Source organism: Acinetobacter sp. ANC_7504 (assembly GCF_056779995.1).
In genome coordinates this window covers 1-26,828 of sequence record NZ_JBWYIZ010000002.1, presented here as the reverse complement: position 1 = coordinate 26,828, position 26,828 = coordinate 1, and the positions used below count along the sequence as shown (strand labels likewise).

At 38.7% G+C, this 26,828-nt stretch carries 22 protein-coding genes and 1 rRNA gene; 10 read left to right on the top strand and 13 right to left on the bottom strand.

Features of this window, described 5'->3' with window-relative positions; translation table 11 throughout:
• Window positions 1-17 precede the first annotated feature (17 nt).
• From ileS to AC1M9F_RS03985, 4 genes are all read left to right on the top strand, one after another.
• Window positions 18-2,864, top strand: coding sequence for an isoleucine--tRNA ligase (ileS, locus tag AC1M9F_RS04000; RefSeq protein ID WP_481597133.1), 2,847 nt, complete (start codon window positions 18-20; stop codon window positions 2,862-2,864).
• Window positions 2,857-3,399 (top strand): signal peptidase II, encoded by a 543-nt coding sequence (lspA, locus tag AC1M9F_RS03995; protein ID WP_035270556.1) that lies wholly within the window; start codon window positions 2,857-2,859, stop codon window positions 3,397-3,399. Before ileS ends, lspA begins: the two co-directional genes overlap by 8 nt.
• Entirely contained in the window at window positions 3,392-3,874 is a 483-nt protein-coding gene (locus AC1M9F_RS03990; protein ID WP_035270560.1) for an FKBP-type peptidyl-prolyl cis-trans isomerase, read from the top strand. Before lspA ends, AC1M9F_RS03990 begins: the two co-directional genes overlap by 8 nt.
• Window positions 3,875-3,994: 120 nt before the next feature.
• Window positions 3,995-4,537 (top strand): NADPH-dependent FMN reductase, encoded by a 543-nt coding sequence (locus AC1M9F_RS03985; protein WP_481588750.1) that lies wholly within the window; start codon window positions 3,995-3,997, stop codon window positions 4,535-4,537.
• A gap of 135 nt (window positions 4,538-4,672) precedes the next feature.
• On the opposite strand, the gene AC1M9F_RS03980 is transcribed toward AC1M9F_RS03985, so the two are convergent.
• The 12 genes from AC1M9F_RS03980 to AC1M9F_RS03925 all read right to left on the bottom strand — a co-directional run bounded on the left by AC1M9F_RS03980 (window position 4,673) and on the right by AC1M9F_RS03925 (window position 18,472).
• On the bottom strand, window positions 4,673-4,939 hold the full coding sequence (locus tag AC1M9F_RS03980; protein WP_481595680.1) for a PAAR domain-containing protein: 267 nt from the start codon (window positions 4,937-4,939) through the stop codon (window positions 4,673-4,675).
• 23 nt (window positions 4,940-4,962) lie between these two features.
• On the bottom strand, window positions 4,963-5,721 hold the full coding sequence (locus AC1M9F_RS03975; protein ID WP_481597132.1) for an OmpA family protein: 759 nt from the start codon (window positions 5,719-5,721) through the stop codon (window positions 4,963-4,965).
• Window positions 5,721-6,680: a type VI secretion system-associated protein TagF gene (gene tagF / locus AC1M9F_RS03970; protein WP_092766605.1), complete on the bottom strand. Its 960-nt coding sequence runs from the start codon at window positions 6,678-6,680 to the stop codon at window positions 5,721-5,723. The genes AC1M9F_RS03975 and tagF overlap by 1 nt, the downstream gene beginning before the upstream one ends.
• A gap of 43 nt (window positions 6,681-6,723) precedes the next feature.
• Window positions 6,724-10,563 (bottom strand): type VI secretion system membrane subunit TssM, encoded by a 3,840-nt coding sequence (tssM, locus tag AC1M9F_RS03965; RefSeq protein ID WP_481597131.1) that lies wholly within the window; start codon window positions 10,561-10,563, stop codon window positions 6,724-6,726.
• A gap of 26 nt (window positions 10,564-10,589) precedes the next feature.
• The gene (locus AC1M9F_RS03960; RefSeq protein WP_481597130.1) at window positions 10,590-11,996 is read right to left on the bottom strand and encodes a hypothetical protein; all 1,407 of its coding nucleotides are present in this window, start codon (window positions 11,994-11,996) and stop codon (window positions 10,590-10,592) included.
• A complete protein-coding gene (gene tssG / locus AC1M9F_RS03955; protein ID WP_481597129.1) occupies window positions 11,993-12,988 on the bottom strand; it encodes a type VI secretion system baseplate subunit TssG in 996 nt (331 codons plus the stop codon). Before tssG ends, AC1M9F_RS03960 begins: the two co-directional genes overlap by 4 nt.
• Window positions 12,952-14,760 carry a type VI secretion system baseplate subunit TssF gene (gene tssF / locus AC1M9F_RS03950; protein WP_481597128.1) on the bottom strand — a complete coding sequence of 603 codons (1,809 nt, stop codon included), beginning with the start codon at window positions 14,758-14,760 and terminating at the stop codon, window positions 12,952-12,954. The genes tssG and tssF overlap by 37 nt, the downstream gene beginning before the upstream one ends.
• Window positions 14,761-14,773: 13 nt before the next feature.
• A complete protein-coding gene (gene tssE / locus AC1M9F_RS03945) occupies window positions 14,774-15,253 on the bottom strand; it encodes a type VI secretion system baseplate subunit TssE (protein ID WP_092766610.1) in 480 nt (159 codons plus the stop codon).
• Between the two features lie 68 nt (window positions 15,254-15,321).
• Window positions 15,322-15,825 carry an Hcp family type VI secretion system effector gene (locus tag AC1M9F_RS03940; RefSeq protein WP_092766611.1) on the bottom strand — a complete coding sequence of 168 codons (504 nt, stop codon included), beginning with the start codon at window positions 15,823-15,825 and terminating at the stop codon, window positions 15,322-15,324.
• 44 nt (window positions 15,826-15,869) lie between these two features.
• Window positions 15,870-17,351, bottom strand: coding sequence for a type VI secretion system contractile sheath large subunit (gene tssC, locus AC1M9F_RS03935; protein ID WP_092766612.1), 1,482 nt, complete (start codon window positions 17,349-17,351; stop codon window positions 15,870-15,872).
• Complete coding sequence (gene tssB / locus AC1M9F_RS03930; RefSeq protein WP_092766613.1) at window positions 17,344-17,856, bottom strand: type VI secretion system contractile sheath small subunit; 513 nt, start codon at window positions 17,854-17,856, stop codon at window positions 17,344-17,346. Before tssB ends, tssC begins: the two co-directional genes overlap by 8 nt.
• 28 nt (window positions 17,857-17,884) lie before the next feature.
• The gene (locus AC1M9F_RS03925; RefSeq protein WP_092766614.1) at window positions 17,885-18,472 is read right to left on the bottom strand and encodes a hypothetical protein; all 588 of its coding nucleotides are present in this window, start codon (window positions 18,470-18,472) and stop codon (window positions 17,885-17,887) included.
• Between the two features lie 432 nt (window positions 18,473-18,904).
• On the opposite strand from AC1M9F_RS03925, the gene tssH reads away from it, so the two are divergent.
• From tssH to AC1M9F_RS03895, 6 genes are read left to right on the top strand one after another with little or no spacing between them, the layout of a single operon-like run.
• On the top strand, window positions 18,905-21,601 hold the full coding sequence (gene tssH / locus AC1M9F_RS03920) for a type VI secretion system ATPase TssH (protein ID WP_481597219.1): 2,697 nt from the start codon (window positions 18,905-18,907) through the stop codon (window positions 21,599-21,601).
• A 22-nt stretch (window positions 21,602-21,623) separates the two neighbouring features.
• Window positions 21,624-22,742 (top strand): type VI secretion system protein TssA, encoded by a 1,119-nt coding sequence (tssA, locus tag AC1M9F_RS03915; protein WP_481597127.1) that lies wholly within the window; start codon window positions 21,624-21,626, stop codon window positions 22,740-22,742.
• Window positions 22,743-22,747: 5 nt separating this feature from the next.
• Window positions 22,748-24,112, top strand: coding sequence for a type VI secretion system baseplate subunit TssK (gene tssK, locus AC1M9F_RS03910; RefSeq protein WP_481594548.1), 1,365 nt, complete (start codon window positions 22,748-22,750; stop codon window positions 24,110-24,112).
• Between the two features lie 19 nt (window positions 24,113-24,131).
• Window positions 24,132-24,935: a type IVB secretion system protein IcmH/DotU gene (gene icmH / locus AC1M9F_RS03905; RefSeq protein WP_481597126.1), complete on the top strand. Its 804-nt coding sequence runs from the start codon at window positions 24,132-24,134 to the stop codon at window positions 24,933-24,935.
• 12 nt (window positions 24,936-24,947) lie between these two features.
• Window positions 24,948-25,565 carry a hypothetical protein gene (locus AC1M9F_RS03900; protein WP_481597125.1) on the top strand — a complete coding sequence of 206 codons (618 nt, stop codon included), beginning with the start codon at window positions 24,948-24,950 and terminating at the stop codon, window positions 25,563-25,565.
• Window positions 25,562-26,539, top strand: coding sequence for a M15 family metallopeptidase (locus tag AC1M9F_RS03895; RefSeq protein ID WP_481597124.1), 978 nt, complete (start codon window positions 25,562-25,564; stop codon window positions 26,537-26,539). Before AC1M9F_RS03900 ends, AC1M9F_RS03895 begins: the two co-directional genes overlap by 4 nt.
• 214 nt (window positions 26,540-26,753) lie before the next feature.
• Here AC1M9F_RS03895 and rrf read toward each other — a convergent pair.
• Window positions 26,754-26,828: ribosomal RNA gene (rrf, locus tag AC1M9F_RS03890) — 5S ribosomal RNA — on the bottom strand; the annotation flags it as partial.

Below are 26,828 nucleotides of genomic sequence, written 5' to 3'. Positions count from 1 at the left end.
ATTGGAAGACAACTTGCATGAGCGATAAGCAAACTCCTGAAAATGCAGTGGACTATAAAGCCACGCTAAACCTCCCAGGTACTGACTTTGCGATGAAAGCAAATCTCGCAGTACGTGAAGCGAAATGGTTAGAAGAGTGGTATGCCGACAACATTTATCAGCAGATTCGTGCGTCGCGTATTGGCAAGAAAAAATATGTGCTTCATGACGGCCCTCCATATGCGAATGGTCAAATTCACTTAGGTCATGCGGTTAACAAAGTCTTAAAAGACATCATCATTAAAAGCCGAGTAATGGATGGTTTTGATGCACCATACGTACCGGGTTGGGACTGTCATGGTCTTCCAATTGAACTTAAAGTTGAAGAAAAAGTCGGTAAAGTCGGCGTAAAAGTAGATGCTTCTACATTCCGTAAAGCCTGCCGTGAATATGCTTACACACAAGTTGAACTGCAAAAGAAAGACTTCGTGCGTATGGGCGTGTTTGGTGATTGGGACAATCCGTACTTAACGATGAACTTCAAACAAGAAGCCGACATCGTGCGTTCATTGGGTGCTATTGCCAAAGCAGGTCATATCGAACCAGGTCTTAAACCCGTCAACTGGTGTTTAGACTGTGGTTCATCATTGGCTGAAGCTGAAGTTGAATACGAAGATAAAAAATCAGACGCAATTGATGTGGGTTTCAGCGTTGTTGATTTAGCTGACCTTTCTGCACGTTTGGGTGTAGACATTGCTGAACGTACCGACATCGTGATCTGGACCACAACACCTTGGACCATGCCTGCCAACCAAGCGGTTGCGCTTCATGCTGATCTCGAATATCAACTTGTGAAAGCGACTGGCGAAGACAAAGTACCTCAAAACTTCATTCTTGCGAAATCATTGGTTGAATCAGCTATTCAGCGTTATGGTTTTACTGCATTTGAAGTCATTGCAGAATTCACTGGTGCAAAACTTGAAAACCTTGTTCTGCAACACCCACTGATCGCTGAACGCCAAGTGCCTGTAATCTTAGGTGAGCACGTGACTGACGGTAGCGGTACAGGTGCTGTACATACTGCACCAGGTCATGGTGTAGACGACTATAAAGTTGGCTTACAGTACAACTTAAAAGTTGAAAACCCAGTCGGTGGTAATGGTGTGTATCTACCAACTTCGCCACTCTTTGCAGGCGAGCACATCTACAAAGCCAATCCAAAAATTATTGAAGCATTGACTGAAGCAGGCAAACTTTGGGCACATGTTGTGATTAAACATAGCTACCCACATTGCTGGCGCCATAAAACTCCGATTATCTTCCGTGCAACACCACAATGGTTCATCAGCATGGATGCCAAAGGTCTACGCCAAGGTGCATTGAACGCGATTGAAAATGATATTGAGTTTGTACCAGATTGGGGTAAAAACCGTATTCAAGCGATGATCGAAGGTCGCCCAGATTGGTGTATCTCTCGCCAACGTACTTGGGGTGTGCCAATTCCATTCTTCGTTCATAAAGATACTAACGAGTTACACCCTCGTACACCTGAATTGATTGAAGAAGTTGCGAAGTTAATCGAGCAAGAAGGTATTGATGGTTGGTATAACCGTGATGCACGCGAATTCATCGGTGATGATGCAGATTGCTATAACGCTGTTCGAGATACTTTAGACGTATGGTTCGATTCAGGTACAACACACTTTGCAGTCCTTCGTGAACGTGAAGAGCTACAAGACCCTGCTGATTTGTACCTTGAAGGTTCAGACCAACACCGTGGTTGGTTCCAATCTTCATTGTTGACTTCAATGGCAATCAACGAACGCGCACCGTATAAAGGCTTGTTGACACACGGCTTCGTGGTCGATGAGAAAGGCCGTAAGATGTCGAAATCGATCGGTAACGTCATCACACCGCAAGACATCATTAAAGATATGGGTGCTGATGGCCTTCGTTTCTGGATTGCATCTGCAGACTACCGTTATGAAATGACCGCAGGTAAAGAAATCTTTAACCGTGCCTCAGACGGTTACCGTCGTATTCGTAACACATTGCGTTTCTTGTTAGCAAACTTAAATGGTTTCCAACCTGCGACTGATTGCTTAGCGATTGATGATTTAATTGCACTTGATCAATACATCTTGCAACGTGCTTCAGAAGTGCAAGAAACCATTAAGAAAGCTTACGAAGATATGAACTTCCATATCGTGACAAGTGCGCTGACGAATTTCTGTATCAACGATTTAGGTGGTTTCTACCTAGACATTATCAAAGACCGTCAGTACACCACCAAAGCAGATTCTCAAGCACGCCGTTCTGCACAAACTGCGTTGTACCATTTGGTTCAAGCATTTGTACGTTGGATGGCACCTATTTTAACGTTCACCGCACAAGAAGCTTGGCCATTGATTCCCGGTCAAACTGAGAAATATGTCTTCACTGCTGAATGGTATGATATTCCGACTGCATCAAGTGCCAATGTCGTATCAGAAACTGAATGGCAAACATTGATCAATGTGAAATCGGCAGTGAATAAGTTTATCGAGGCAGCACGTGGTGCGAAAACTGTGGGTTCAAACTTGTCTGCTAAGGTTGAGCTTTGGGCGAATGATGAACTTAAAGCCGTTCTAGACAAATTAGGTGATGAACTTCGTTTCGTTCTCATTACTTCACAAGTGATAGTCAATAGTTTCGATGCAGCACAAGGTGAAGTATCTGACTTAGAAGGCTTGAATGTGAAAGTTTCTGCTGCTGACGGCGAAAAATGCGTTCGTTGCTGGCATGTTCTGCCTGATGTGAATACACATCCATCACATCCAGGACTATGTGGTCGTTGTATTATTAACCTCCCTACAGGTCAAGGCGAAGAGAGAAAATATGCCTAATCCACAAAATAATAAAAAAGGTTTATTCCAATTCTATCCCCACAATTTGTGGTGGATAGGATTGTCTATTGTTGCCATTATTTTGGATCAATGGACTAAATGGATAGCAAGTACACATCTGACTTATGCAGACCCTGTACCTGTTTTACCTTTTTTAAATTGGACATTACTACATAACTACGGCGCTGCCTTTAGTTTCTTGTCCGATGCCGGTGGATGGCAACGTTATTTCTTTACATCACTTGCAGGAATTGTCTCGGTTATTTTTGTGTTTTGGATTATGCGTATGCCAAAAAACATGAAAGTATTGCCTTTAGCCATCGCACTCATCTTAGGTGGGGCGATTGGTAATCTTATTGATCGAGTAAGTTTGGGCTATGTTGTAGATTTTATTCATGTCTACTATAACAATAGCCACTTCCCTGCTTTTAACCTTGCAGATAGTGCCATTACTTTAGGTACCATCTTAATGCTGATCGATACTTTTTTCTTAGAGAAACATCGTATTCAACGTGCGGAAGCGCAAAATGACTGATTTTATTAATCCAAATGAAGATACTCGCATTGAAGCGGGTTCAAAAGTACATTTACACTTTTCAGTAGCCATTGAAAATGGTGTTGAAATTGATAATACCCGTAGTCGCGAAGAACCTGTAAGCCTCGTGATAGGTGATGGCAGCTTATTGCCTGGTTTTGAAAAAGCTTTATTTGGCTTACGCGCGGGTGACCGTCGTACAGTAAGTTTACCTGCTGAAGATGCTTTTGGCCCTTGGAACCAAGAGAACGTGCAAAAATTTGATACTGTTAAATTTGAGCAACGTCCTGCTGAAGGTCAAATGATTGAGTTTGAAGATAAAGCAAAGCAGTCATTATATGGTGTGGTTAAATCGGTTGGTGATGATATCACTGAGGTCGACTTTAACCATCCGCTTGCTGGTAAGGACATTACTTTTGAAGTTGAAATTTTCAAAGTAACACCAGCAGGTCAGCAAGGCATCAAAATTATGTAATGCCTGATTCGTACATAAAAAAGCGCCTTATGGCGCTTTTTTTTAGATACATTTTCGATCTACCTTTTTTAAAAAAAACATTTTAAAGTCAGTGTGATAACAGTTAGAAGGATAAATTTGGTGAATATTCAAATTATTGTGGGAAGCATTCGAGAAGGCCGCACAGCCATTAAAGTTGCAAATTGGGTTCAAAACACGATTTCATCATATAACTACAGCACGATTAAGACAGAAATTGTGGACTTAAAAGAATGGGATTTACCGTTTTTCGCTGGAGCAAATCCACCACTAACGGGTATATATGATCAACCTAAGCAACAAGAATGGGCTGCTCAAATCGCGAAAGGTGATGCATTTATATTTATTAGTCCTGAATATAATCATGGATACAGCCCTGCACTTAAAAATGCACTCGACTATTTAGGTAAAGAGTGGAATGGAAAACCTGCTGCTTATGTCAGTTATGGCGGTAGTAATGGCTCTCGCTCTATCGATCAAATCCGTCAAGTTGCTACGCAATTAGGTTTAGTCGACTCAAATGCCGTGGTTGAGATTCGCGATATTTTTGCACGCAATCGCAATGAAACATTCGAAGGCAATGAATTCGATGACAAAGCGCTTAAATCTGCGTTTGATAAAATTGTGCAATATGTAAGTGCGTAATAATCATCTTCAGATCATCAGTAGGTGCGCGATTACAAATACCGAAGACACTTTGATCGAGATAAAATTATAGTTGAAAAAGTGAACCCTCTAAAATTAGAGGGTTCTTTTTAGATACAGATCCCAATGAATTAACTAATTTTGTCCAACCGTTAAACTTTGATTCCCTATACATTTGCATCCACATGCCAAAGGTGAATTATGCTGTGCGGCGGGTTTTCCCATAATAAGCATTTTGCTGTCACCCGCAACAATTGTCGTCACCGTTTTATGTTTAGGACAGGTGGCCTTATCCCCTACACAAGCAACTGGCTTACCTTCGATTAAGAAAGAACTATTTGCTGAAATAACCTGCCCACCACCAGTGGTTGGAGAGCCAATCGTAATATAAGGGAAAGCCATACACTTGTTCCTTTTATAATATTTTATTGAACTTCAAACTCGATTCTTCGATTTTTCTTACGACCCTCTTCCGTTGCATTGTCTGCAACAGGTTCATCAGCACCCATACCCGCTGTACTTAATCGTGAAGGTGAAATATTCTTGGCAATCAAATATTGTTTTACTGCATCCGCACGTTGCAAGCTCAATTCTTTGTTTTTCTGTGGATTACCTTGACTGTCAGTATGTCCGATGATTTTGACATTTTTGCCTTGAACTTTGTTTAGCGCAACCACCATTTCGTCTAAAATTTGTGTGCCTGCTGGTAAAAGTGTGGCACTTCCAGAAGCAAATTCAATAATTCGATTTTTTAAAGCATTATCAATGATGGCTTGTTCTGCATGATTCACAGATAACTGTGCATTAAAGCGATAAGGTGCCACAACTAAATTTTGAAATGTATTTTGAGTCGGTACGATATCATTTTGATTGAGGACTTTACCTGTGAGCTCAACTTGTGTTCCTCTTACACTCAATTTTCCTTGAGAAACTTTTTTAAGATCAGGTGTAATGACTTGTGTCACGGAATCACTCCATCCATTGGGTGCAGTGACAGGACGAACCTGAATTTTATCGATAATTTGGTCTTGGCTATAGACCACTTTCATTTTATTCAATATGGCCTGTTTGCTCATCTCGTTAGGAACAACTCCCTCAACGATAATTTCTTTCGCAAACGATATAACACTTATACACAATATCGAACTAAGCAATGAAATCTTTAATAAGGTTTTCTTCATCATTATTCTTCTATAAAAGTCTGTCGGAATAATTTCATTCCTTGATTTAAACTTAACTGTCGTTCGCACAAAGATTGCTCGAGTGCAGCAAGACCTGCATTTTGCTCCAAATAGCGATCAATCCACTGTGCTTGTACCAATGAAACCCAATGTTCAGAGCTTAAGTTCTGATTGAAAATATCACTTAATGCTTCAATATCTGCGCCCTGAAAGCCAAATAATAAAACTGGACGTTCTGAATGAAGAATACCAATCAACACTTCGGTATTATGTTTTGGCAAAAATCTTGCGATTAAACTAACCCAGAATGCTGCGATTTCATAACAAAAACTAGGGTTGTGAATTGGTAAAATTAACACCTTATTCAGTTTACTCGTTCCATTTTTTAATACAGGTTGGAGTAAAAGACCTAGTCCAATCATGCTTTGTGCAAGCTCATAGACCGATATTTTCATCATTTGTGCAAATGAATGCATGGTGTGATTTTCAAAAAAAGCGGTTGATTCAGTTACATCAAGAACTTGAATTTCTTTTTTGAGCTGAGCCAGTTTTTCGATTAAATCATCAGCATCTCGAATTTGACGAATCACACGGTTTCTTTGAAATAAGTCAATCAAAACTGGCTTATAGCTATAAGGTGCATAGAGCAAATTTTGGTAGGGTGCATCCACTTCCAATAAGTGACTCAACACCATAGGAAACTGACGACCTGAGCTGTCTTGGCTGGTCACTAAGTTTGCAACCAAGAACATATTTTCACGCGGATTGGCAATAAAGAAATCTAATGATGCCAAACTTTGATAATTTTGATCGAAATTTGGATTTCTCATTGCCATTTCAAGCGCTTCAGTAATCCACTGATCAATCACTTGAATCAAAGAATACTGTCCTTTGGTTTTCAGAAAATCGCCACGAGCAGGACTCTTACCATAGTACAAAGGCGTTGTTTTCACACTGTACATATCGCCTCCTACTGATGATCCATCTTAAGTTGTACTCCATACATCATGGCTGTGCTCCTTGTGTTACATTTTGCAATGCCGTATTCGTTGAATTCTCAGCTTGAGGTGCTGGTGTTGGTGCCTTTTGAGCAGATACCACACGTGCTGTCGCCTTGTTGGTCGTCACCTTATCAACCAATTGCAAACCGTTTAAATCACGATTAGAACCAACGCCTGTTCCACCTTGACCTGAATTCCCACTGATCAAACGAAAGTTTACTTTTACCGCTAATGATGGTTGTTGAGCACTTGCCCAAGTCATTTCGATGACACCATTTTGATCACGACGTTGCGAAGAGTCGATCAAACGATTGATCCCGTATTCACCTGGTGCATCAAAAATCGTATGCATTTTTCCTTCGAGATCGACTGCAGTAATACGTGCTCCAGGAATAGCACCAGTATTCGGCCAAACAAAGTTCACCCACTGTTGGATACCATTTTCAAAGACCATACGTTGACCATCAATATCAATCGTATAAGACAGCAACTGTGGATTAGACAATGGATAGAATTGGAAGTTGGACTGATTGGTCGCAGCAGGCGCAGAACCTTGTGACAAAGTACCTGTAGCTACACCGTTAAGTGGTGAAACATAGCGTTGGAAACTCATCACAAATTGTGGATTCAAGATAATGCCTTGGTCTTTCCACGTTTTAGAAGTCAGTGTGTAGCCACGACGAATCACAAATGGATCGAGCGTTTCTTTAACAAAATTGGCAATACTACCGCCCTCACCGAAGATTTGACCGATTTCACTACTCGTCGCTTGGATTGAAGCCGAGGTATTGAATGGAACCTTTTGGCTCAGAGTCTGATTAAACGGTTGATAAGCTTGCATCACCCATAATTTATTAATCTCATCTTGTGCTGGCGTGATTAAGCTTGCAAAGGATTGTGTCAGTGGACTCACCAAAAGCTTTTGAATGAGCTTATTGTCAATATCATTCAGACCGACCGTCAGTTTTTCATCGACAAGTTTTTGCGTAGTATTAAATACTGAGGTTTGTTCATTGATGGTTTGTTTTACCAAAGCCATCGCATTTGGGCCAATATCCCCTGCATTTCGGAGATCATTAAACTTACTGCGTACCTGTGCGAGATTTTCTAAATACTCATCAAGTAATGATTTATTTTGCTGATCATCACGTTTACGAACCAACTGATAAAAAACGTTAAATTCTTTTGAGATAGCACCTTGGGCGCGCTCAGCTGCACGTTGAATTTCATTGGTATTATCTTGACGAAGAACCTTACGTTTAAACCAAGCGATAAATCCTGTTTGTGGAGCAGCCAATTCCGCTTGAACCACAGGGTTATCCCAATTGGTTTCTTTCGCTGTATGCTCAATGAGCAAACGTATCGGGGAGTTTTGAGGCTCACCCAATAAATCTATTGTTTTATGTTGCTGGGCAAAATCAGGTTGTTTTGCATAATAAATTCCATTCAAGAATTTACGCCACTCTGCGATATATTCTTTCTTATAGAGTTCAGTCAGCTGCTTACGAATTTGATCTGGACTACCACTAAAGGTGAGGTCATCTGATTGATTGCTGTTCAACACCCAGTCACGACTGTCTGTCGGACTATTCGCAGCTTCATCAATGGCTTGATCGATATATTCGTTCCATGCCTTATATGTAAATACCCCAGGAAGAGCATAAGAACCTAATACGGCACTACGATTGTTCTCACCTACAATTTGAGCTGCTGTCACTGCTGGATATCGTACGGCAGCACGCATTTTGATCTCATTATAAACTCGATCACGTGCTGGCATCCCCTTCATCACCGCCAACAATACTTGTCGGCTTTGATCAACCAATTGCGCATCCGCTGACAACTGTGGGAATTTTGGATCATTCGCCAATGTCATGGTATAGGTCAGCACCTGCTCCGCTTTTTGGATCATTTCACCACGTGGCATTTGTCCACGATTGGCATCTAACCATGAACGCCAAAAGCGCGTAACCTGATCACTCAGATGACTTGCTTCCATATATTTTGAATTGCTCATCATCAAATAAGCTTTCAATGCGTTGTAAGCATCTTGGGGATTCGAATCAGAAGGTTCCAAAGCATTTTGTGCAGGTTTAGCCGATACTTGCTGAATTTCAACATTAACGTGATTTTCTTTTAGTGTCGCTTCATTATTTTTTACACGCTGCAAGAACTGACCAATATTTTGTTGAGATGGTTCTAAAACAATTTGTCGCACACCATTTAAATATTCGGTTTTAAGTTTTTCCCGCAGATCATTGCCTTGATACAAACCAAAGCCAAACTTTAATGGACGATCTTCTTCAAATTGATCTAACTGTTCTAAACGCTGTTGTAAAATTAGTAACGAGTCGAGCTGTGTCGCCAAATGCTGACCTGATGCCTGCTCCATTTGCATCACTTTATTCAGATCAGCTTGAACATCTGCGATCAACTGTTGATTGTTACGGTAAGACCACACCCACAGGCCTAAAATTACAGATACCCCAAGTAAAGCTGCAATAAAACTCAAATAACGTTGGCGCTTTTTCGCCGGGTTAATATGTTGCTTCACCAAGTTTTTATCTTTCAGAATGACATCTGAAAATAATCCCTTTAAGAAATACCCATGATTCTGTGATACAGAATTTTGTGGAATACCATGTTCGCTGTTCGGAATTTTCTGAAGTCTAAATTCTTGAGCAATTTGCTCCGTCATTGGACTCTCGATCGTTCCTTCTTGTAAAGCACTGGTGAAGTAAAAACCACGGAATACAGGTTTGAACTGATACGGATTTTCCTCAAATAGTGTTCCTATAAAAGTTTTGAGTGCTGGTTTTAAAGTCTTAAACTCAAGCGGAAAAGTCATCACACTTGGTGAGATATTCTGTGCATGACGGCGACTTAAATGAGTCGTACTTACGCTTTTCAATCCATCATACAAAATATTGTAATGATGCTCGAATAGATCAACAGCATTTTCAGATGAATCTGGATTATAAGGCAGCGTTGCTCCCCAAACTTGGTCAAATTCATCCTGATCATAACAATCAAAAAACTCAGTGAATCCTGCGATCAAATCCATTTTAGAAAACACCAAATACACAGGCGCAAAGATTTCTAAACGTTCCGTCAAATCTTGTATACGTGCTCTCAAGTTTTTAGCGAGTTTCAAAGATTTTTCAGGACTTTGGCTAACTAACTCGGCAATACTGACGGTGACAATCAGTCCATTAATCGGCGCTTTAGATCTATTTTTTTTGAGCAAGTTCAAAAAACCAATCCATTCAGAGTGATCTTCTGCATAGACTGAGTAACGACCAGCAGTATCTAACAATACTCCTTCTGTTGAGAAAAACCAGTCGCAATTACGTGTTCCACTCAAACCTGAAGACACTGCATTTTTATGCGTTTCTTCGAATGGGAACTTTAAGCCCGAGTTATAAATGGCAGAACTCTTACCGGCAGCAGGGTTACCAATGACCATATACCAAGGCAACTCATATAGCGCTGCATTCCCTTTTTTATCACCCAGCTTTGACTTACGAATGAGCTGAATTGAATCCTTCATCTGTTGATGAACCAATTGTAGTTCATCTTTATCCTTCTGCTTACCATACTCAGCTTGGCTATCTTTTTCGATTGCTTCCGCCAACTCTTCCCCTTGTTTCTCGTGGCGTTTGCGTTGAATGAACCAATAGATTCCATAACCGATTAGACCCAGTACATAAGCCACCGCAAGCGGCCAGAAATACTGTCTAGGTATCGTGTGATAGGCAGACACTAAGGCAACAAACAATGACAATGCAATGATTGCCTTTGGGTTTGAAACGTACTGCCATACATAGCCTAATATCGTGTGCATTGTATTCTCATTTTTTTCGTAAATTTTTAAACGTTTTGCTGCTCAGGATTTATGTCCGATTCTGATTGATAAGTTTGAATAAATGTCTGAACATCTGGGTTTTGAGTTGTATACACCATTGTCATCAAGGCATCATCAAACTGAAAAGCGAGAGTAAAGCCAAAAATTTTAGCTAAGCTTTGTGTATTCCCAAGTGTTGGATAAAGCATTAAATAGTGATGTTGCTCAATATTCGTATTGGCAAAATTTTGCTCAATTTTTTTAAGTGTTTTGAGTTGAGTAATGTCATCCAACAGAATTGTAAAGGGCTGCTCATTTTCCACTTTGAACTGATGATCAATGTTATAGCGATCTAAACTCTGTTTCAGTTGTTTTTCATTTATCGCAATATCTAATGTTTTCGTAGGTAAAACATTTTCAATTTGAATTTTAGGTGAAGCTAAACAACAGCTCGAAATATATTCTGCAGGAATATATTGTTCTGAAATCCAAATCTTTTCATCCAATGTATCTTGATCAATTTCGGAATCAACGATAAACACAAGACTTATAGACGACTCATCTTTTTCAATACTTTGTAAAAGATGAATCCATTCACTATAGCTTGTTTCAGCACCCCAATAGTGGTGTTCCACGTGAAACACTTCAGGAATATAATTGAGCTGACTCAGGTAGTCTGAAATGAGTTGCTCAGAATCTTGTTCATCCCAAACATGCAATAATTCTTCAGCGAGAACCAGGTGGATTTTAAGCTTATTCAGTCGATAAACTTGCTGCACAGAAGGAGTATCTTCTTCCCCATCATGATACTCAGCCTGAGGATCAATCCATGCTGGATGCATACGATAAGATTGGCTAATTTGAGTATCGTAGAAAAGCGCAGATTTTTTTAAATGCTCACTAATTTCCCAGAGTATTTCTGTTTGTTGTTCGAGTTGAGTCAGAATCAATTGATGAATGCGGTATTGCCGTTTGAAGCTATATTCATCCTCTTCATCTTGTTCGACGTCTAAATCAGAAATTCGATAACTCAGAATAGGCAACCCATACCCATTCAATAATTTGTCATCAAGTTCAGGGCTCTTGAACTCCCGAATCGCATCAATAATCAGATGATTTTCACCCAAAGCATTGAGTGCATAAGCGCGATAGACATTTAAATTGATCCACTCCACAGGCTCAGGCTGTAGCTCCTCAATTGTGGTCTCATCGCTAAGTTGAGGATCATTCTGTTTATTTTTTTGCTCTTTTATCCAATGATAAATCATATATGGCATCACCAAAAAAGCAGTGATTGCAACAGGTAACAATCCAAAAAAGATAAGTAGATCACTGCCAGAAGGATCAAAATTGATGTCACGCCAATACAGCACCACAATCGCAGAAATCACCAGATAAACAGTAAGGAACACTCCAACAATGATTTTGATCATGACGCTACTCCAAGCAATGGGTAGCAAGTTTCATCATTGTCTAGCGGTTGATTATGAGCTAAAAAGGCACCCTGACTAAGCCCCATAGAATGCTCCGAATTTAAAGTAATAGGCTGTATTTCTTGTTTTGATAAAATTAAACGAACATCAACCAATAAGGTTGGGCTACACCAGCTTTGTAGTAGTTTTTTTAATTTTAAACTTAGTTTTTGTTGTGGTAGAAAATCTAGGTAAGTTTTACGATCCAACGGTCCAATTTGAATTTCAATTTTGCCATCAATTTGGGTAATAGTCTCTCCACAAAATGTATTCAATCCTAACAAGCTTGGCGTCGCCCCTCCTAAGGATGTTCTCTGCTGAAGCTCTAATTTAAATTTTTCAGGGATAAACTCTTGTATTGCCACATGCTGATTAAATACCTGTGCAATCATGGTTTTTAAAGCATGTGCTGTATTATTTTGCCCCTGCATTAATCCTGCAAATTCAGCAAAATAATCATCAAGTTCTTGTTGTTGATGTTGCTGACTAATATAACCATTTAATGCATGGATAATATTCAGATAATGATTTTCAGACTCGACCTCATACCGTACTGGTAAATTGTACTTGACCGTCGCATCAACGAATTGTGAAGTGAGCTTATGATTAAATAAACTCAAAAATTGCGTTGTTTCAACTCGAAATTTGCGTGGTGCTGATTTAACTTTATTGGTATAGCTATAGGGTAATGCCCCCTGCATTCCAGTCAAACCCACCATTAAATTTGTAAGCTGAACTTTTTCATCTTCTAAAGCGAGTGATTCAATTTCTTTTTTAGGGAAGTTAAGCTCTAAGGAAGGATGAAATTTAAAATCACGATCCCATGGTGTATGTGGCCGAGCATAGGGCACATGTCTTAACAATCGAATCGACTGAATAAATTCATATGCAGTCGGCTGTTGAAATAAATGGTCTGTTACAGAAGCTTCTTGCCACCAACGTTCTGCACGCATTGGTATAACTCCTGTTGTGATTGAGCATCTTCGATTATGACATCGACAAAACTGTTTAACTGCACTTTTAAGTTAAACACATGACTCAGCAATTGACTGAAAATATAAAGACTATGACCTCTGAATATTTGTTCATCGATTCGGATAACAACTTTGAGTCCTCGTACGAAAAGCGGGAAAGGTTTTGCTTCAACCAACTTATGCGTCAGGCTAAATTCAATTTGTTTAATCGAATTAATTAACAGATGATTTTCTTTATTCGCCGGTAAGTTATATAACTCTAATAATTCTTTTAAATGTGCTACCGCATCCCCTTTCATCAGTGCTAACGTATTTAATGAAAGATGAGAAATAATGCGCCATTGCTCTTTCTGATTTTGCTCAAATTGATAGGGTAAACTCGGACGCTTCAATACCAACGCTCGACGTGCCAAACTACTATCATTCAGATTTAAAATATTATTTGACTGGCTTAATGCTTCATGCGGTAAATTCCGATTAGAACATAGCAATACGGTGCTAATAAAATCAGACTTTATATCATACGGCTGTAAATGCTTAGAAATAATGGAATAACCCGTTTCAACAAACTTACTGTTGAGCTGTGATGAGTTCAATGCATAGAAAAATTGGACATTTTCATCATGGTAATGACTCATTCCAAAGAACGGCAACACTGGATGATAAACCTGTTCCTGATTAATCTTTTCACGAACCATGTGCATTTTCTGAATCGAATAGACCTGATAAAACTCAGGATGATGCGCATCCGTGATCAATGGATATTCAAGTTGTCGATGATGTATTTTTTGTGGTTCAGCATTTTTTTCAAAAAGATTAACAGCCGGCGTGCTAAATAATTTGAAATTTGCAACATTCATCTCTGAATAATTACGAATAATCGCCTGATCGTTTAGGTTTAACTTAAAATGAATTTGGAGATCAAAACTCGTTTGTTGATCTAATAAATTTCTTAAAAAAGACAAATCAAGATTAAGAAAGCTGAATTTATCTGCAAAACAAAAATATTCCATCAACAAGCGATAGGCATGATGTGTATGTTGATCAATAGGCAATAAACTCTCATCTTCCTCAAAGCCCATTAAGGAAAATGGATTAGAAATTTGATAAAGCTGTGTTCCAATGCGTACCGTAAAAGTCGTATCTTTTTTGAAAATACTATCCAAAACTTGCAGCGGAAAATTTGAAATAGCATCTAAATAAATAGGGAGTTTTTCTTGATGAATCCACAAGCCTGCTTCATTGAAAGTTTCAAAACTTAATTGCAAAGTGGCATTTTGATTGAGATGAATTTGAGCACTTGGGTTCGTTTTAAATTGAACTTGATTCAGTTGAATGGGAAGTAATCGTACAGCTTGAGAGGTATTAAATTCACATTGTACCCCCTTAAAGCTTCGTGATTTTAGCGTTGTTGCCTGCGGAATGACGTGAGCTTCAGTTAATTGTTTTATTTTATTTTGATCCTCGAAACTGACGACAGTACAACTTGGAAAATGTCTTAGATATTGAGGGAACATCACCTCAAATAAAGCACGTGTAAAAACGTCATAACTGTCTGCTAATTTTTTATCAATTCGAGCAGCAATCAACGAAAACGCCTGAATTAAGCGCTCAATGTGTGGATCATCAATCTGTTCTTGGTTGAGCGAGAGCCGTTGGGCAATTTTAGGATACTTCTGAGCAAACTCGCGAGATTGTTGACCAAATTCTTGTAATTGTTTTTCGTAGTACGGTAAAAGTTCTTCTATCACAAAAGCCCCAATCTTAAGATCTAGCCGAAATTACATATTGTTGTGTCGTTGGTTTCAATAAAGCATCAAAAACTACAGGCTCATACAATGGATGGATATTTAAATATGCTTGAATACTGAGGCAAAGTGCGCCCATATTGTCGCTGTCTAACAACATTTCAACTTGAATTTGTCGTAGGCGAGGTTCATGTGCCGCAATGGACTGCTGAATAGATTGGCAAATTTTGTCTCGATCCATTGGATTGGCTGTTGATAATCCAACAAAATCAATAATGCCAAACTGTGCAATCGAGCCTTTAACCGTAGGGAAGTCATCAATTTGATCAAACTTGGCTACTCGACTATTGAGTAGATCTTCCAAGTCATGTGCAACAGATTCACGTAGCTCTTGCATAGATAAGCCTTTGATCTGATCCTCATATTCTGGAATCAAGCGGTCAAATAAAGTTGCACGGAAGCCAAATGGATAAAGATGATCTAAATTTGTTTTCATCTTGCCTACTCTAAAAGATGAATAAAGGCCAACTTAAGTCAGCCCCTACTCCTCTCACTTTCAAGACTTTAAGCTTTGTAGCTTGCAGTGTTGTTAGAAAGTGACCATTGCTTCGTGATCGCACCTTTTTGAGTACCATCGATATCTTGTTGGTTGTATGTCCATTCAACAGCAGCATATTTCAAACCAAATGCTTCAGTCGGAACACCTTCAGCATTTACAGATGGTGTTACGCTTGAAACTAGAACATGTTTCAATTTGATTTGAAGGTACTTGATACGCTTATCACCATTCGCACGGTAGTAATCGATTTGTACTTCATCAAAAGTGTAACCAGCAGAACATGCTTCCCAAAGTTTCGGGCTAGTCGCATCTAAATCTTTAACGAATAACATGTCTGAATGTTCAACACGCTCAGAAGTATGACCACCAACACTTGAAGATGTCGCAGATTTAGGCTGACGGATGTTATGAGACCAAGAATTAACTTCCAACCAATCTTTGTGCTCAGTGTCACGAGATTCGCCGTCTACTTTGTATTTTCCTCGAAATTGAACATATATATCTTTCATGAAGATTTCCTGTTTTATTTAACGTTATTATAAAGTTGCTCTATTTAATTAGAGGACTGAGGTAACTCAGTGACAAGTCTCAAAGATACCGACAACTCGTCCAACTGGAAGTGCGGTCTTAAAAACACGACCGATTTGTAGTGACCAGGGTTCGCCGGGTCTTCCACAACTTTTACAGATGCTTCACGAAGCGGGCGCTTAGCTTTGGCCTCTTGTGATGCACCATCATCTAGTAATACATATTGAGATAACCAATCATTCAAAAAGCTTTCTACATTTCCAGCTGAAGCAAAACTTCCGACTTTATCTCGCATCATTGCTTTCAAATAATGCGCAATACGCGACACAGCCATGATGTATTGAATCTGGCTTGAGAGTGCTGAATTTGCATTCGCTGTATCGCTATCATATTTCTTAGGCTTTTGGGTCGATTGAGCCCCAAAGAACGCTGCGTAGTCTGTGTTTTTGCAGTGTACTAATGGAATAAAACCGAGATCGCTCAACTCTTTCTCACGGCGGTCCGTAATCGCAACTTCTGTCGGACACTTAAATACGACTTCACCATCATTGGTTTTGAAGGTATGTACTGGCAAGCCTTCTACTAAACCACCACCTTCAACCCCACGAATTGCTGCACACCAACCATGCATATCAAATGCATTCGTTAAACGTGTACCGAAACCGTATGCTGCATTCATCCAGAGATATTGATCGTGATCTTCACCTGAGACCTCTTCAACGAAGTTAAAGCCTTCTGTTGCCCAACCCTCTTTAGGGTCATAAGGCAGGCGACCCAGAACGCGTGGCATAGTTAAAGCCACATAGCGAGAATCATCACTTTCACGGAATGAGCGCCACTGTACATATTCTGCAGTTTCAAAAATTTTAGATACATCACGAGGACGATCAATTTCAGTGAAAGATTCAAGACCTAGAATTGAAGGGCTTGCTGCTGAAATAAAGGGTGCATGAGAGGCAGCGGCAACATGAGAGATTTGTTCTAAAAGATACATATCTGACGGTGTGCGATCGAATTCAAAATCACCAATCAAAGTTGCGTAAGGTGCACCACCAAAAGAACCATATTCTTCTTCATACACTTTTTTGAACAATGTGCTTTGATCAAAGTCAGTTGCGCCTTGGAAGTCCTTAATCAATTCTTTTTTAGTGGTATTTAAAATGCGGATTTTAATTAAAGGATTTGAAGGTGTTTCTTGACAGAAGTAGTAAAGTCCACGCCAAGTCGATTCAATCTTTTGAAACTGTTCATGATGCATAATTTTGCTTAATTGAGCAGAAATTAAAGCATCAATTTCAGCAATACGCTTATCTATTGAGACCGTCATGTTTTCTGAAACAGTAATTGTTCCAGCCATAACTTCTTTGGCTAATTCCCCAATTAAATTTTTCGCACGAACATGTTCATCATCGTTACGCGCAATTCGACTTTGTTCAACAATCGAATCTAGAAGACTCGTTTCTTCAACAGCATTGCTTGTCGCAGGTGCGGTTTGTAAATTACTCACGGTCGTCGCCTCCTGCTTCAGCACTTAATTTGCGTACTTGATCTGTATTTTGAAGAATTTCATCAAGCAGATCTTCTAGACGTTCACTATTTGAAATTTTATTACGCAAATCTGAAAGGCGTTCACGCGCTTCAACCAATTTGCGTAAAGGGTCAACTTGTTGAACAACATTTTCAGGTCGGAAATCTTCCATTGAGTTAAAAGTAAGATCTACCGACATATTTCCACCCTCTTCCGAAATTGTGTTTTCAACTTGGAAGGCTGCTCTTGGTGCTAGCGAACTCATTACTTCATCAATGTTATCCAAATCTACATTAATAAATTTCTTATCTTTCAGTTTGGTTCTTTCAAGTTCAGATGCTGCTGAGAAGTCCCCTAATACACCAACAACAAAAGGAAGTTCTTTTATTTCTTTACCATCACCTACTTCTACGTCATACGTCAGTTGTACTCGAGGTGGTCGGATGCGTTGTAATTTTTTTTGAACACTTTCACGCTTAGCCATATTATTTTTTCCTAAATTTGTAATTTGATCAGTTCAACGAGCCAAATGGATTCTCACGTTTTGGTGCTGCTGGTTTTTCAACTTTCGCAGGTGTCGTTGTTTTAGCGGGTGTTGTTTTTGCTGGAGTCGATGCACGGCGCGTCGTACGTGCAGGCTGTCGAGTAGTTCGAGTCTCTTGAACACGCTTAGGTGCTTCTTCAACTTTGGTTTCGATTACAGTCAAAGGTTTAGCTTTTTTAACTGCTTCAGAAAGTGCCAACGCAGGTTCGTAAGTCTCTTCAGTCAAATAACGTACTTCTGGTCCACGCATTTGCTCTAATGCCTCATTCGCGATTCCGATTCCAGCTAAAAACTTAGTATCTGTTAACGATGAGTGCTGAACATTTTGTGCATTAAGACTGTTCACCAATTGAAGTGCTTTCTGATTTTGTCCGATTTGTTGAAAACGCTGAGCTGCTTGTGCTAGAAAACCATTTTTGTTGTCTTTATTTTTTTTATCACATGCTTGAGCATAAATTTGTAGCAATGTCTGGTCTGTTTCACCCGCTACTAATGGATGATCTTTAACACAACCTCTTTTGAGTTTTACTTCATCTGCGTAAGTTGTAGACGCCATCCCCAACCCAATTAGCAGAGTTGTAAGCAGAATTTTAGTATTCAAAATACACCCTCATTTATTATTAAATTTACATTAACTATATGATTCATTAAATCATTTTTTAACACACTCAATGTTTAGAGCAATGTCTTCTATATATTAGATTTAATTAAAATTTAAACTTATAAATGCAAACTTAGTCAACATTATGACCATTATAATAAAGAAACAATTAAGTTTTTTAAGTTACAAAATTATATAGTTCTGTAAACGATTCACACTATAGGATAGTTTTTTTATCACCTTTATTTAGGTAGAATAAAAAATATGGGTGAATTTTTTCATACTAAAAATTATTGTTTATTAAATATTTAGTCGTTAAAAATCTTAAAAATAGACGTTATCTAGGTTTATTTTAAGTAACTATAAATAATTTGAACACAGAGAATTCTGATGAATAACTTGAAAATTTTGATTACAAAACTATCTCCTACGACAAGAACAGCACTAGAAAAGTCTGCAAATTATTGTATTAATCAACAAAATTACGAAATCGAAATTGAACATCTACTCTTCGAATTATTAAATCAAAACGTAAAAAATGATCTCTCTATTTTGCTCGATCACTATAAAATTTCTAAAAATGCACTGATCGATGATTTACAAGAAACGATTTCGCACTTGCCCAAAGGCAATACGCGTACACCTATTTTTGCTCAATCGATTGTACGTCTGCTAGAACAAGCTTGGCTTATTGCTTCCGCAGATCAAACCCCAGTCATCCGTAGCGGGCACTTATTAGTTGCGTTATTGACTGCAGGAGATTTATATCAAATCGCGCTTCGTGCATCGAGTTTATTCGATCTGTTCCCGATTGATACGATGAAACACAAATTTATAGAAATTTGTAAAGCTAGCATTGAAGAGCATCTCCCTCAAGCTGATCATCAAAATGATGTTCAGGATCAGGATACGATTCAAAGTTCAGAATCTCATGCAAAAACACCTGCACTAGATCAATACACCATTAACTTGACTCAAAAAGCGCTTAACGGTGGGATTGATCCTGTCATTGGACGTGAGTTTGAAATTCGCCTTATGTTGGATATTCTGATGCGTCGTCGTCAAAATAATCCTATTTTAACAGGTGAGCCAGGCGTAGGTAAAACTGCTGTCGTTGAAGGTTTAGCGCTGAAGATTGCCAACAACCAAGTGCCTGATGCATTAAAAAATGTACATATCCATGTTCTTGATATGGGTCTATTACAAGCAGGTGCAAGTGTAAAAGGTGAGTTTGAAAATCGCTTAAAACAAGTCATCCAAGAGGTTCAAAGTTCCGCTCATCCTATCATCATCTTCATTGATGAAGCACACACACTGATTGGTGCAGGCGGTCAAGCTGGTCAAAATGATGCGGCGAATCTCCTTAAACCAGCCTTAGCACGTGGCGAGTTAAGAACAATTGCTGCAACTACATGGGCTGAATATAAGCAATATTTTGAAAAAGATGCGGCGCTCAGTCGTCGTTTCCAAGTCGTCAAAGTTGAAGAACCGACTGAAGAAGTTGCGATTGATATGCTTCGCGCCATGATTCCTGTCATGGCTAAACACTTTAATCTTCAAATCGATGACGAAGCCATTGTGACTGCTGTTCATTCTTCACATCGATATATTGCTGGTCGACAACTCCCAGATAAAGCAGTGAGTGTTTTAGATACTGCTGCCGCTCGTGTGGCATTAACTCAGAATGCTCAGCCGGTAAAGTTAGATCAGCTACATGCTCAAAATCATAATTTATTGCTTGAATTAGATATTTTGGAACAAGAGCATAATCAGTTCCCACAGCATGACGAACGCATCTCCAATCTTAAAAATCGGATCACTGAAATAGAAAATGAGTTAAATGCCACAACTGAAAAGTGGAAACAAGAACTAGAAATTGTTCAAAAAATCAAAACACTTGAGCAAAAAAATTCTGAATTAAAAGATGAAGAACACAGTAATGATTTTAAAAATCAGATTCAGCAACTCAGATCAGATTTAAAAATATTACAAGGTGAACAACCTCTGGTATTTGAACGTGTTAATGCTCAAATCATTAATGAGATTATTTCAGATTGGACTGGTATTCCTGTAGGAAAAATGGTCAATGACGAAATTAAGCAAATTCTAAGTTTAGAAGAAAAACTGGAACAACGCGTCATGGGTCAAGACTATGCCCTGCATCAACTTGTTCAAGGAATCAAAACCTCTAAAGCAAAACTTGAAGATCCAAACAAGCCTCAAGGGGTATTTATGTTGGTTGGACCAAGTGGTGTGGGGAAAACAGAAACGGCTTTAGCTTTAGCCAATGAGCTGTATGGTGGGGAATCTCATCTCATCACGATTAACATGTCTGAGTATCAAGAGGCTCATACTGTTTCCTCATTGAAAGGTGCGCCTCCAGGCTATGTAGGATATGGTCAAGGTGGTGTCCTCACTGAAGCTGTTAGACGCAATCCGTATAGCGTTGTTTTGTTAGATGAAATTGAAAAAGCACATTCAGATGTTCAAGAGTTATTTTACCAAGTCTTTGACAAAGGCACACTTGAAGATGGTGAAGGACGTGTTATCGATTTTAAAAATACCACAATTTTATTGACCTCTAACACTGGCTCAAGCGCAATTATGCAGGCCTGTTTGACTAAACCTGTAGAAGAATGGCCTACGGCAGAAGACTTAATTGAACATTTAAAACCAAGTTTATATAAACAGTTTAAACCTGCCTTCTTGGGACGTATGCGTATCGTGCCTTACTTCCCACTCCATGATGATCTACTTGTGCGTATTATTCATCATAAGTTAGGCAAAATTACTGATCGTATTTTCAAACAATATCAAACACGTGTTGAGTATACGGATGATTTGGTGGAACTACTCTTAAGTCGCTGTACAGAAGTCGATAGTGGCGCACGTAATGTCGACAATATTCTAAACTCTTCAGTTTTACCTGAACTTGCAACACAAATATTGATCGCCTTGGCGGATAACAAAGTCCCTAAGTTAATTCAAATTGATAGCAAAGATGACCTGATTGAGTATCGATTAGATCCAACAACAGCACCGAAAAAGCGTAAAGCCACCAAAAAGAAAATTGTTGAAGCATAATTATTTGAGTATATAAATTAATATGAACATTGATATAGAACAGCTACTTCAACCAATCTCAGATCAAGTAATCTGTGGCGAAGATCTATCTTTTTCGAATGAATTTCATGAGATCAAGAAAGCGAAAACCCAAGATGATCCGCTCTTAGATATGGGGGATTGGGTAGCTGAACCTAAACAAGCAGATTGGTCATTTGTTTCGGCAAAATGTATCGATGTTCTGACTCAAAAAAGTAAAGATATTCGTTTATTGACTTGGTTAAGCGAGGCTTGGAGTCAACTCTACGGTTATGAAGGAGTCGCTCGTAGCCTTGAGCTTTCGCATCGTATGTTATCCAATTATTGGAAAGATATACATCCTGAAATTGAAGATGATGATTTAGATCAACGTCTAGGTTTATTGCAAGGTTTGACTTCTCAGTTACCTGCTTTGATTAAACGTGTTCCACTCATCAATTCAGCTCCTTTCTATTCAATCTATGATTATGAAAAATTACTGCATCAACAAAATGTAAGATTAAAAAATGCTGATGATTATGGATCTTCTCAGAATCATCCAGAACTCGAGCAATTCGAACAAAGCTTATTTAATACCTCAAAAAGTTTCCAATACAACAATTATCAGTTCTTTTTAGAAATTTTGATGCACTGGGATACCCTCAAGCAAGTACTTGATCAACTGATGCAATTAGACGCTCCAAGTTTCGCAAATACTGATTCTCAGTTGGAAGACATACATAAAACACTGAAAAAAATTTACAAAGCAGATGCATTTTTAATGTCTGAGGATACTCCTGACATGAATCAAGACCTACAATTCCAAGAAAACAATTCAAATATAAATTCTGCTCCAACAGCAAATATACAAGCATCAGTAACTCAGCAGTCATTTCAACCTCAACCACAAAGTCATCTACAAAATCGTGAACAAGCAATGCGGGTGCTTAAAGATATTGCGGATTATTTTCAAGCAAATGAACCACATAGTCCTGTGAGTTATATGCTTCAAAAAACCATTAAATGGAGCCAAATGCCGCTTCATGAATGGCTCGCACAAGTCATTAAAAACGATAACAACCCATTGGAATCAGTCCATGAACTCTTGGGTGTAAAAAATAGCAATGAATCTAATGAATGGTAATCTCAATGTTTAAAGCAGAAAAAGTACTGTGGGGTGAAGGTCTATTTTTAAGACCGCAGCACTTTCAAATTCAAGACAGTTATCATGAACAGCGTTTAAATCAAACTATTCGCGCCACCATTCCATTCGCATATGGGGTACAACAGCTCAAATTTGATGAATCTCAATTAACGACCCATGTGCTAGCAATTGAGCACATTGAAATGATTTGGCAAGATGGTGAAATTTACGCTGCTCCTTCGCGAGATCTTTTACCTCAGCCCGTACTGCTCGATGAGCTCAATTTCCGTGGTGAAATGACCATTTTTCTTGCGCTCCCTATCGTTCAACCAAACAAGCGTAATATCGCCCATGAGGCTTCGACACAACCAAGTCGATATCATTCGTATCTGAATGAAACTCATGATTTGTTCACAGATGCCACACCTGCTGAAATTACTTACATTCGTCGTCGTGCTGAGCTGAAATTACTGGAATCTCAGAATGATACTCCTCATGAACTGGATGGTTTTTTATATTTGCCAATAGGAAAAATTAAGCGTCATAGTTCAGGAAGCTTTGAACTTGATACAAAATTTATTCCACCAATTTTGCATATTGCTTCATGTGAGTCATTGGTTGCTAATTTAAAACGTACCTTGAATGTCATTAAAGCAAAAATCAAAACTATTCAAACCAACAATCGCGAAAACGAACAAAAATTAATTGAATTTAGATCAGGTGACATTGTTTCATTTTGGCTAGTGAATGCATTGAATACTGCTCATGCAACTCTCAGCCATTTATTGACTCATCCCCAAATTCACCCTGAACGCTTATTTTTTGAATTACTCAGATTGACTGGCTCATTACTGACATTCTCAACAGCCTATGAAGTTGAACATTTACCTCAATATCAACATCATAATTTACAAGATAGCTTTGCGCAGTTAGATGTCATTTTAAGAGAGTTACTCGACACAATCATTTCAAGTCGATACTTCAATATCAGTCTTAAAGAAATACGTCCTTCGTATTGGGTTGGTAGCTTAGAGTCAGATAAGATCACTCGCGAATCTCGTCTGTATATTGCTGTGTCTAGTTCAATGATGCAGACACACGAACTTGTACAAATTGTCCCACTACGTTTTAAAGTGGGCACAACAGTCGATGTTGAGCAACGTGTCGTCTCTGCATTGCCTGCTATTCCGATTCACCATTTGATGCAAGTACCTACTGCGATTCCAGTCCGCTCTGGGGTGAGTTATTTTGAAATTGAACCTCATCATGAACTCTATCAACGCATGTTGGAGTCTGAAACCATCTGTATCTATGTACCTGCTGGATTCCAAGATATCAGTATTGAACTCATCGCAGTGATGAATGGCTAGAGATTGAGAAGAGAAAAATATGAATATGCCTAATGGAGCGCCTTCACTGTTCGATGACGGTCAGATTGGAGCAGGCTCTACACCACAGCAACAGAATAAATTGACACAGTCTTCTAATTTGGTTGATTTAATGCATGACGGTTTCTACATCGTTTTTTTAATTCGTAACCAATACGTTCCTGACAACGTCGATGAATTTCGCCAAAAAATCATGGATCAAATACAACGTTTCGAATTACAAGCGAAGAAGTTGCAGTTCTCAGCCGAGGATATCCATGATGCAAAATATGCATTTTGTGCATTACTTGATGAAACGATTGTCACACAACAGGACCCTAGTTATTTCCATTTACAAAATTCGTGGTTAATTAGTCCTCTTCAGTTAACTTTATTTGGATCTCAACTCGCAGGTTATCAATTTTTTGACTTATTAGAAAAAATTAGAACTCGTGGAAAAGATCGCTTAGCGGCTTTAGAAGTTTTTCACTACTGTTTACTGTTAGGTTTTCAAGGTAAATACCGTATTGAATCAATTGAAAGCTTAAATCATTTGGTTGCACGCGTAGGCGATGAAATAGATTATTTAAAAGGTAAAAAAGCCCTCTTTTCACCTTTCGCTGCATTGCCTGATCAAATTAAAAACATTATTCATAGAGAACTTCCATTCGCTTGGATTCTCTTATTTTTACTCCTCTTTGCATTATTGGCATTTTCTGGACTTCGCTATATGCTCAGTCAACAAGAGATCAAAGCCATGACTCAATATAATAATGTCATTAGTGCACCTGCTGAACAGGCCCACATAACGATTCATTTACCATAAAAGATATTCAACATGAGCCAAGAAAAGAAAAATATTAGAGTCCTTACACCTACTAAAAAAAATAAAAAAATTTCGCCTCTAGTAAGTGGGATCATTGGTGTAGCAATTGGTATCTCTGCCACATCTTTAGCTTTTTATACCTATTTAAATCAACCAAGCTTCCAACCGATTAACGCAGCAGATACAGATTCAACACACTCAAATGATAAATTATCCAATATTGATTCAGGAGTCACTCAAGCTGATGAAAACGAGCAATCTGAACCTGATGAATATCACCAAGCTCAACCCAAGCTAAATGAGCTTAATAATATTTTCAAACATCAGCAAACAAACTCTGCTCAAGCAACTCAACCAGTGACTTCAAGTAAAAATCCCTTTGAATCAACTTTTAATCAAGCGCAACCTTTAAGTAACAAAACTCCCCAAGTTCCACCTAAAGCAGAACCAGTAAAAAAGACCACAACTGAAGCATTACCGAAAACCATAAAAAAGCCTGAGTCTAAGCCTACAACAACCAATGCAAATAAAGTTGCTGAAAGTAAAGCTGACACTGATGAAAATATTGATATTCCTGTAGCCAGCGTAGAAGTTTCAGTCACACGAACTGCTAAAGAACCTGCACCGTGATTTTTTTTATCATTGTCAGTTTTGTGATATTAATCATCGCACTGACTTTATTGATGTCTTATGAGATAAGACAAAAAGTAATAGATTTTGCACAAAGCTTATTACCACAAGGTAAAAAAAAGCTTTTAAACGCACGTAAATTTGCACATGAAATGAATCATGCTGCTTCAGCAGACCAAATTCAAACGCATTGGCACTTACAGCAATGGTGGATACTCATTGCTGGTTTTTTCTTACTTAGCAGTATTATGCTTTTTGCTTTTACAAAACCCGTTGATCCTACAAAAATAGAAGCAAACTATTTAAAGAAAGCTGATCCTCAAATTTATAACTTATTAAACGGGGAAATTCTTTCCCCTCCACCAGAGGTTGAAGAAAGTCTCGTTGATGCAGCAATCGTTGAAGCTGTACGTCTTGAGCAACAATATCAAGCTCAAACTGGCGGTTCTGTTTCATCTACAACTATTCCTAATGTAGAAAATTCAGAGTTTTCTCATGGTCATCTCGATACTTCAATGGTAAATCGTAAGTGGGACAAGATGCATCCACGCTATAAACAACGATTACTTATGGTCTTCAAAATTATGAAGGAACAACATGGCTATGAATTAGTATTACTAGAGGGTTATCGTAGTCCTGCACGACAAAATAGCCTATCTCGGAATAAAGCAACCACTTTAGCGACTGCATACCGTAGCTATCACCAATTTGGTTTGGCAGCTGATGTCGCATTCAAGCGAGATGGTAAAGTCGTTATTTCTGAACGTGATCCTTGGGCTATGCGTGGCTATCAGTTATATGGTCAAGTTGCTGAGTCTGTCGGTTTAGTTTGGGGAGGACGTTGGACAAAAATTCATGACTACGGTCATACAGAATATCGAATGCCTGGCTTGGTTCGTAGCAAGGAAACTCATGATCGTTTCATGCGAGAAGCTGAACAAGGTAATTTAATAGCAAACAATATAGAACAGTAATATTCCATTGATTCTCTTTTCAAAATGCCTGTTAACGATACAGGCATTTTTGTATTTATTGATATGGTTTGCGCTTGTAATTAACTATGTGAAGACATCGATTTAGAAGTTAATTTTCCCGTACCCATGCCTTTCCCTTAATTTTATTTGTTTATTTTTTTCTTTTGATATAAAAAAACACCCCCTTCTATTGAAGGAGGTGTTTAGAATAATGAGCTGGCGATGACTTACTCTCACATGGGTAACCCCACACTACCATCAGCGCTAAGAGGTTTCACTTCTGAGTTCG

Coding starts and splice junctions, on each gene's coding strand:
- AC1M9F_RS03990 (WP_035270560.1), top strand. CDS start 3,392: ATGACTGATTTTATTAATCCAAATGAAGATACTCGCATTGAAGCGGGT.
- tssB (WP_092766613.1), bottom strand. CDS start 17,856: ATGGCTAAGCGTGAAAGTGTTCAAAAAAAATTACAACGCATCCGACCA.
- tssM (WP_481597131.1), bottom strand. CDS start 10,563: ATGCACACGATATTAGGCTATGTATGGCAGTACGTTTCAAACCCAAAG.
- AC1M9F_RS03925 (WP_092766614.1), bottom strand. CDS start 18,472: ATGGCGTCTACAACTTACGCAGATGAAGTAAAACTCAAAAGAGGTTGT.
- AC1M9F_RS03900 (WP_481597125.1), top strand. CDS start 24,948: ATGAGCCAAGAAAAGAAAAATATTAGAGTCCTTACACCTACTAAAAAA.
- tssA (WP_481597127.1), top strand. CDS start 21,624: ATGAACATTGATATAGAACAGCTACTTCAACCAATCTCAGATCAAGTA.
- tagF (WP_092766605.1), bottom strand. CDS start 6,680: ATGTACAGTGTGAAAACAACGCCTTTGTACTATGGTAAGAGTCCTGCT.
- ileS (WP_481597133.1), top strand. CDS start 18: ATGAGCGATAAGCAAACTCCTGAAAATGCAGTGGACTATAAAGCCACG.
- AC1M9F_RS03975 (WP_481597132.1), bottom strand. CDS start 5,721: ATGATGAAGAAAACCTTATTAAAGATTTCATTGCTTAGTTCGATATTG.
- AC1M9F_RS03940 (WP_092766611.1), bottom strand. CDS start 15,825: ATGAAAGATATATATGTTCAATTTCGAGGAAAATACAAAGTAGACGGC.
- tssG (WP_481597129.1), bottom strand. CDS start 12,988: ATGCGTGCAGAACGTTGGTGGCAAGAAGCTTCTGTAACAGACCATTTA.
- icmH (WP_481597126.1), top strand. CDS start 24,132: ATGAATATGCCTAATGGAGCGCCTTCACTGTTCGATGACGGTCAGATT.
- AC1M9F_RS03980 (WP_481595680.1), bottom strand. CDS start 4,939: ATGGCTTTCCCTTATATTACGATTGGCTCTCCAACCACTGGTGGTGGG.
- lspA (WP_035270556.1), top strand. CDS start 2,857: ATGCCTAATCCACAAAATAATAAAAAAGGTTTATTCCAATTCTATCCC.
- tssK (WP_481594548.1), top strand. CDS start 22,748: ATGTTTAAAGCAGAAAAAGTACTGTGGGGTGAAGGTCTATTTTTAAGA.
- AC1M9F_RS03960 (WP_481597130.1), bottom strand. CDS start 11,996: ATGATCAAAATCATTGTTGGAGTGTTCCTTACTGTTTATCTGGTGATT.
- tssE (WP_092766610.1), bottom strand. CDS start 15,253: ATGAAAACAAATTTAGATCATCTTTATCCATTTGGCTTCCGTGCAACT.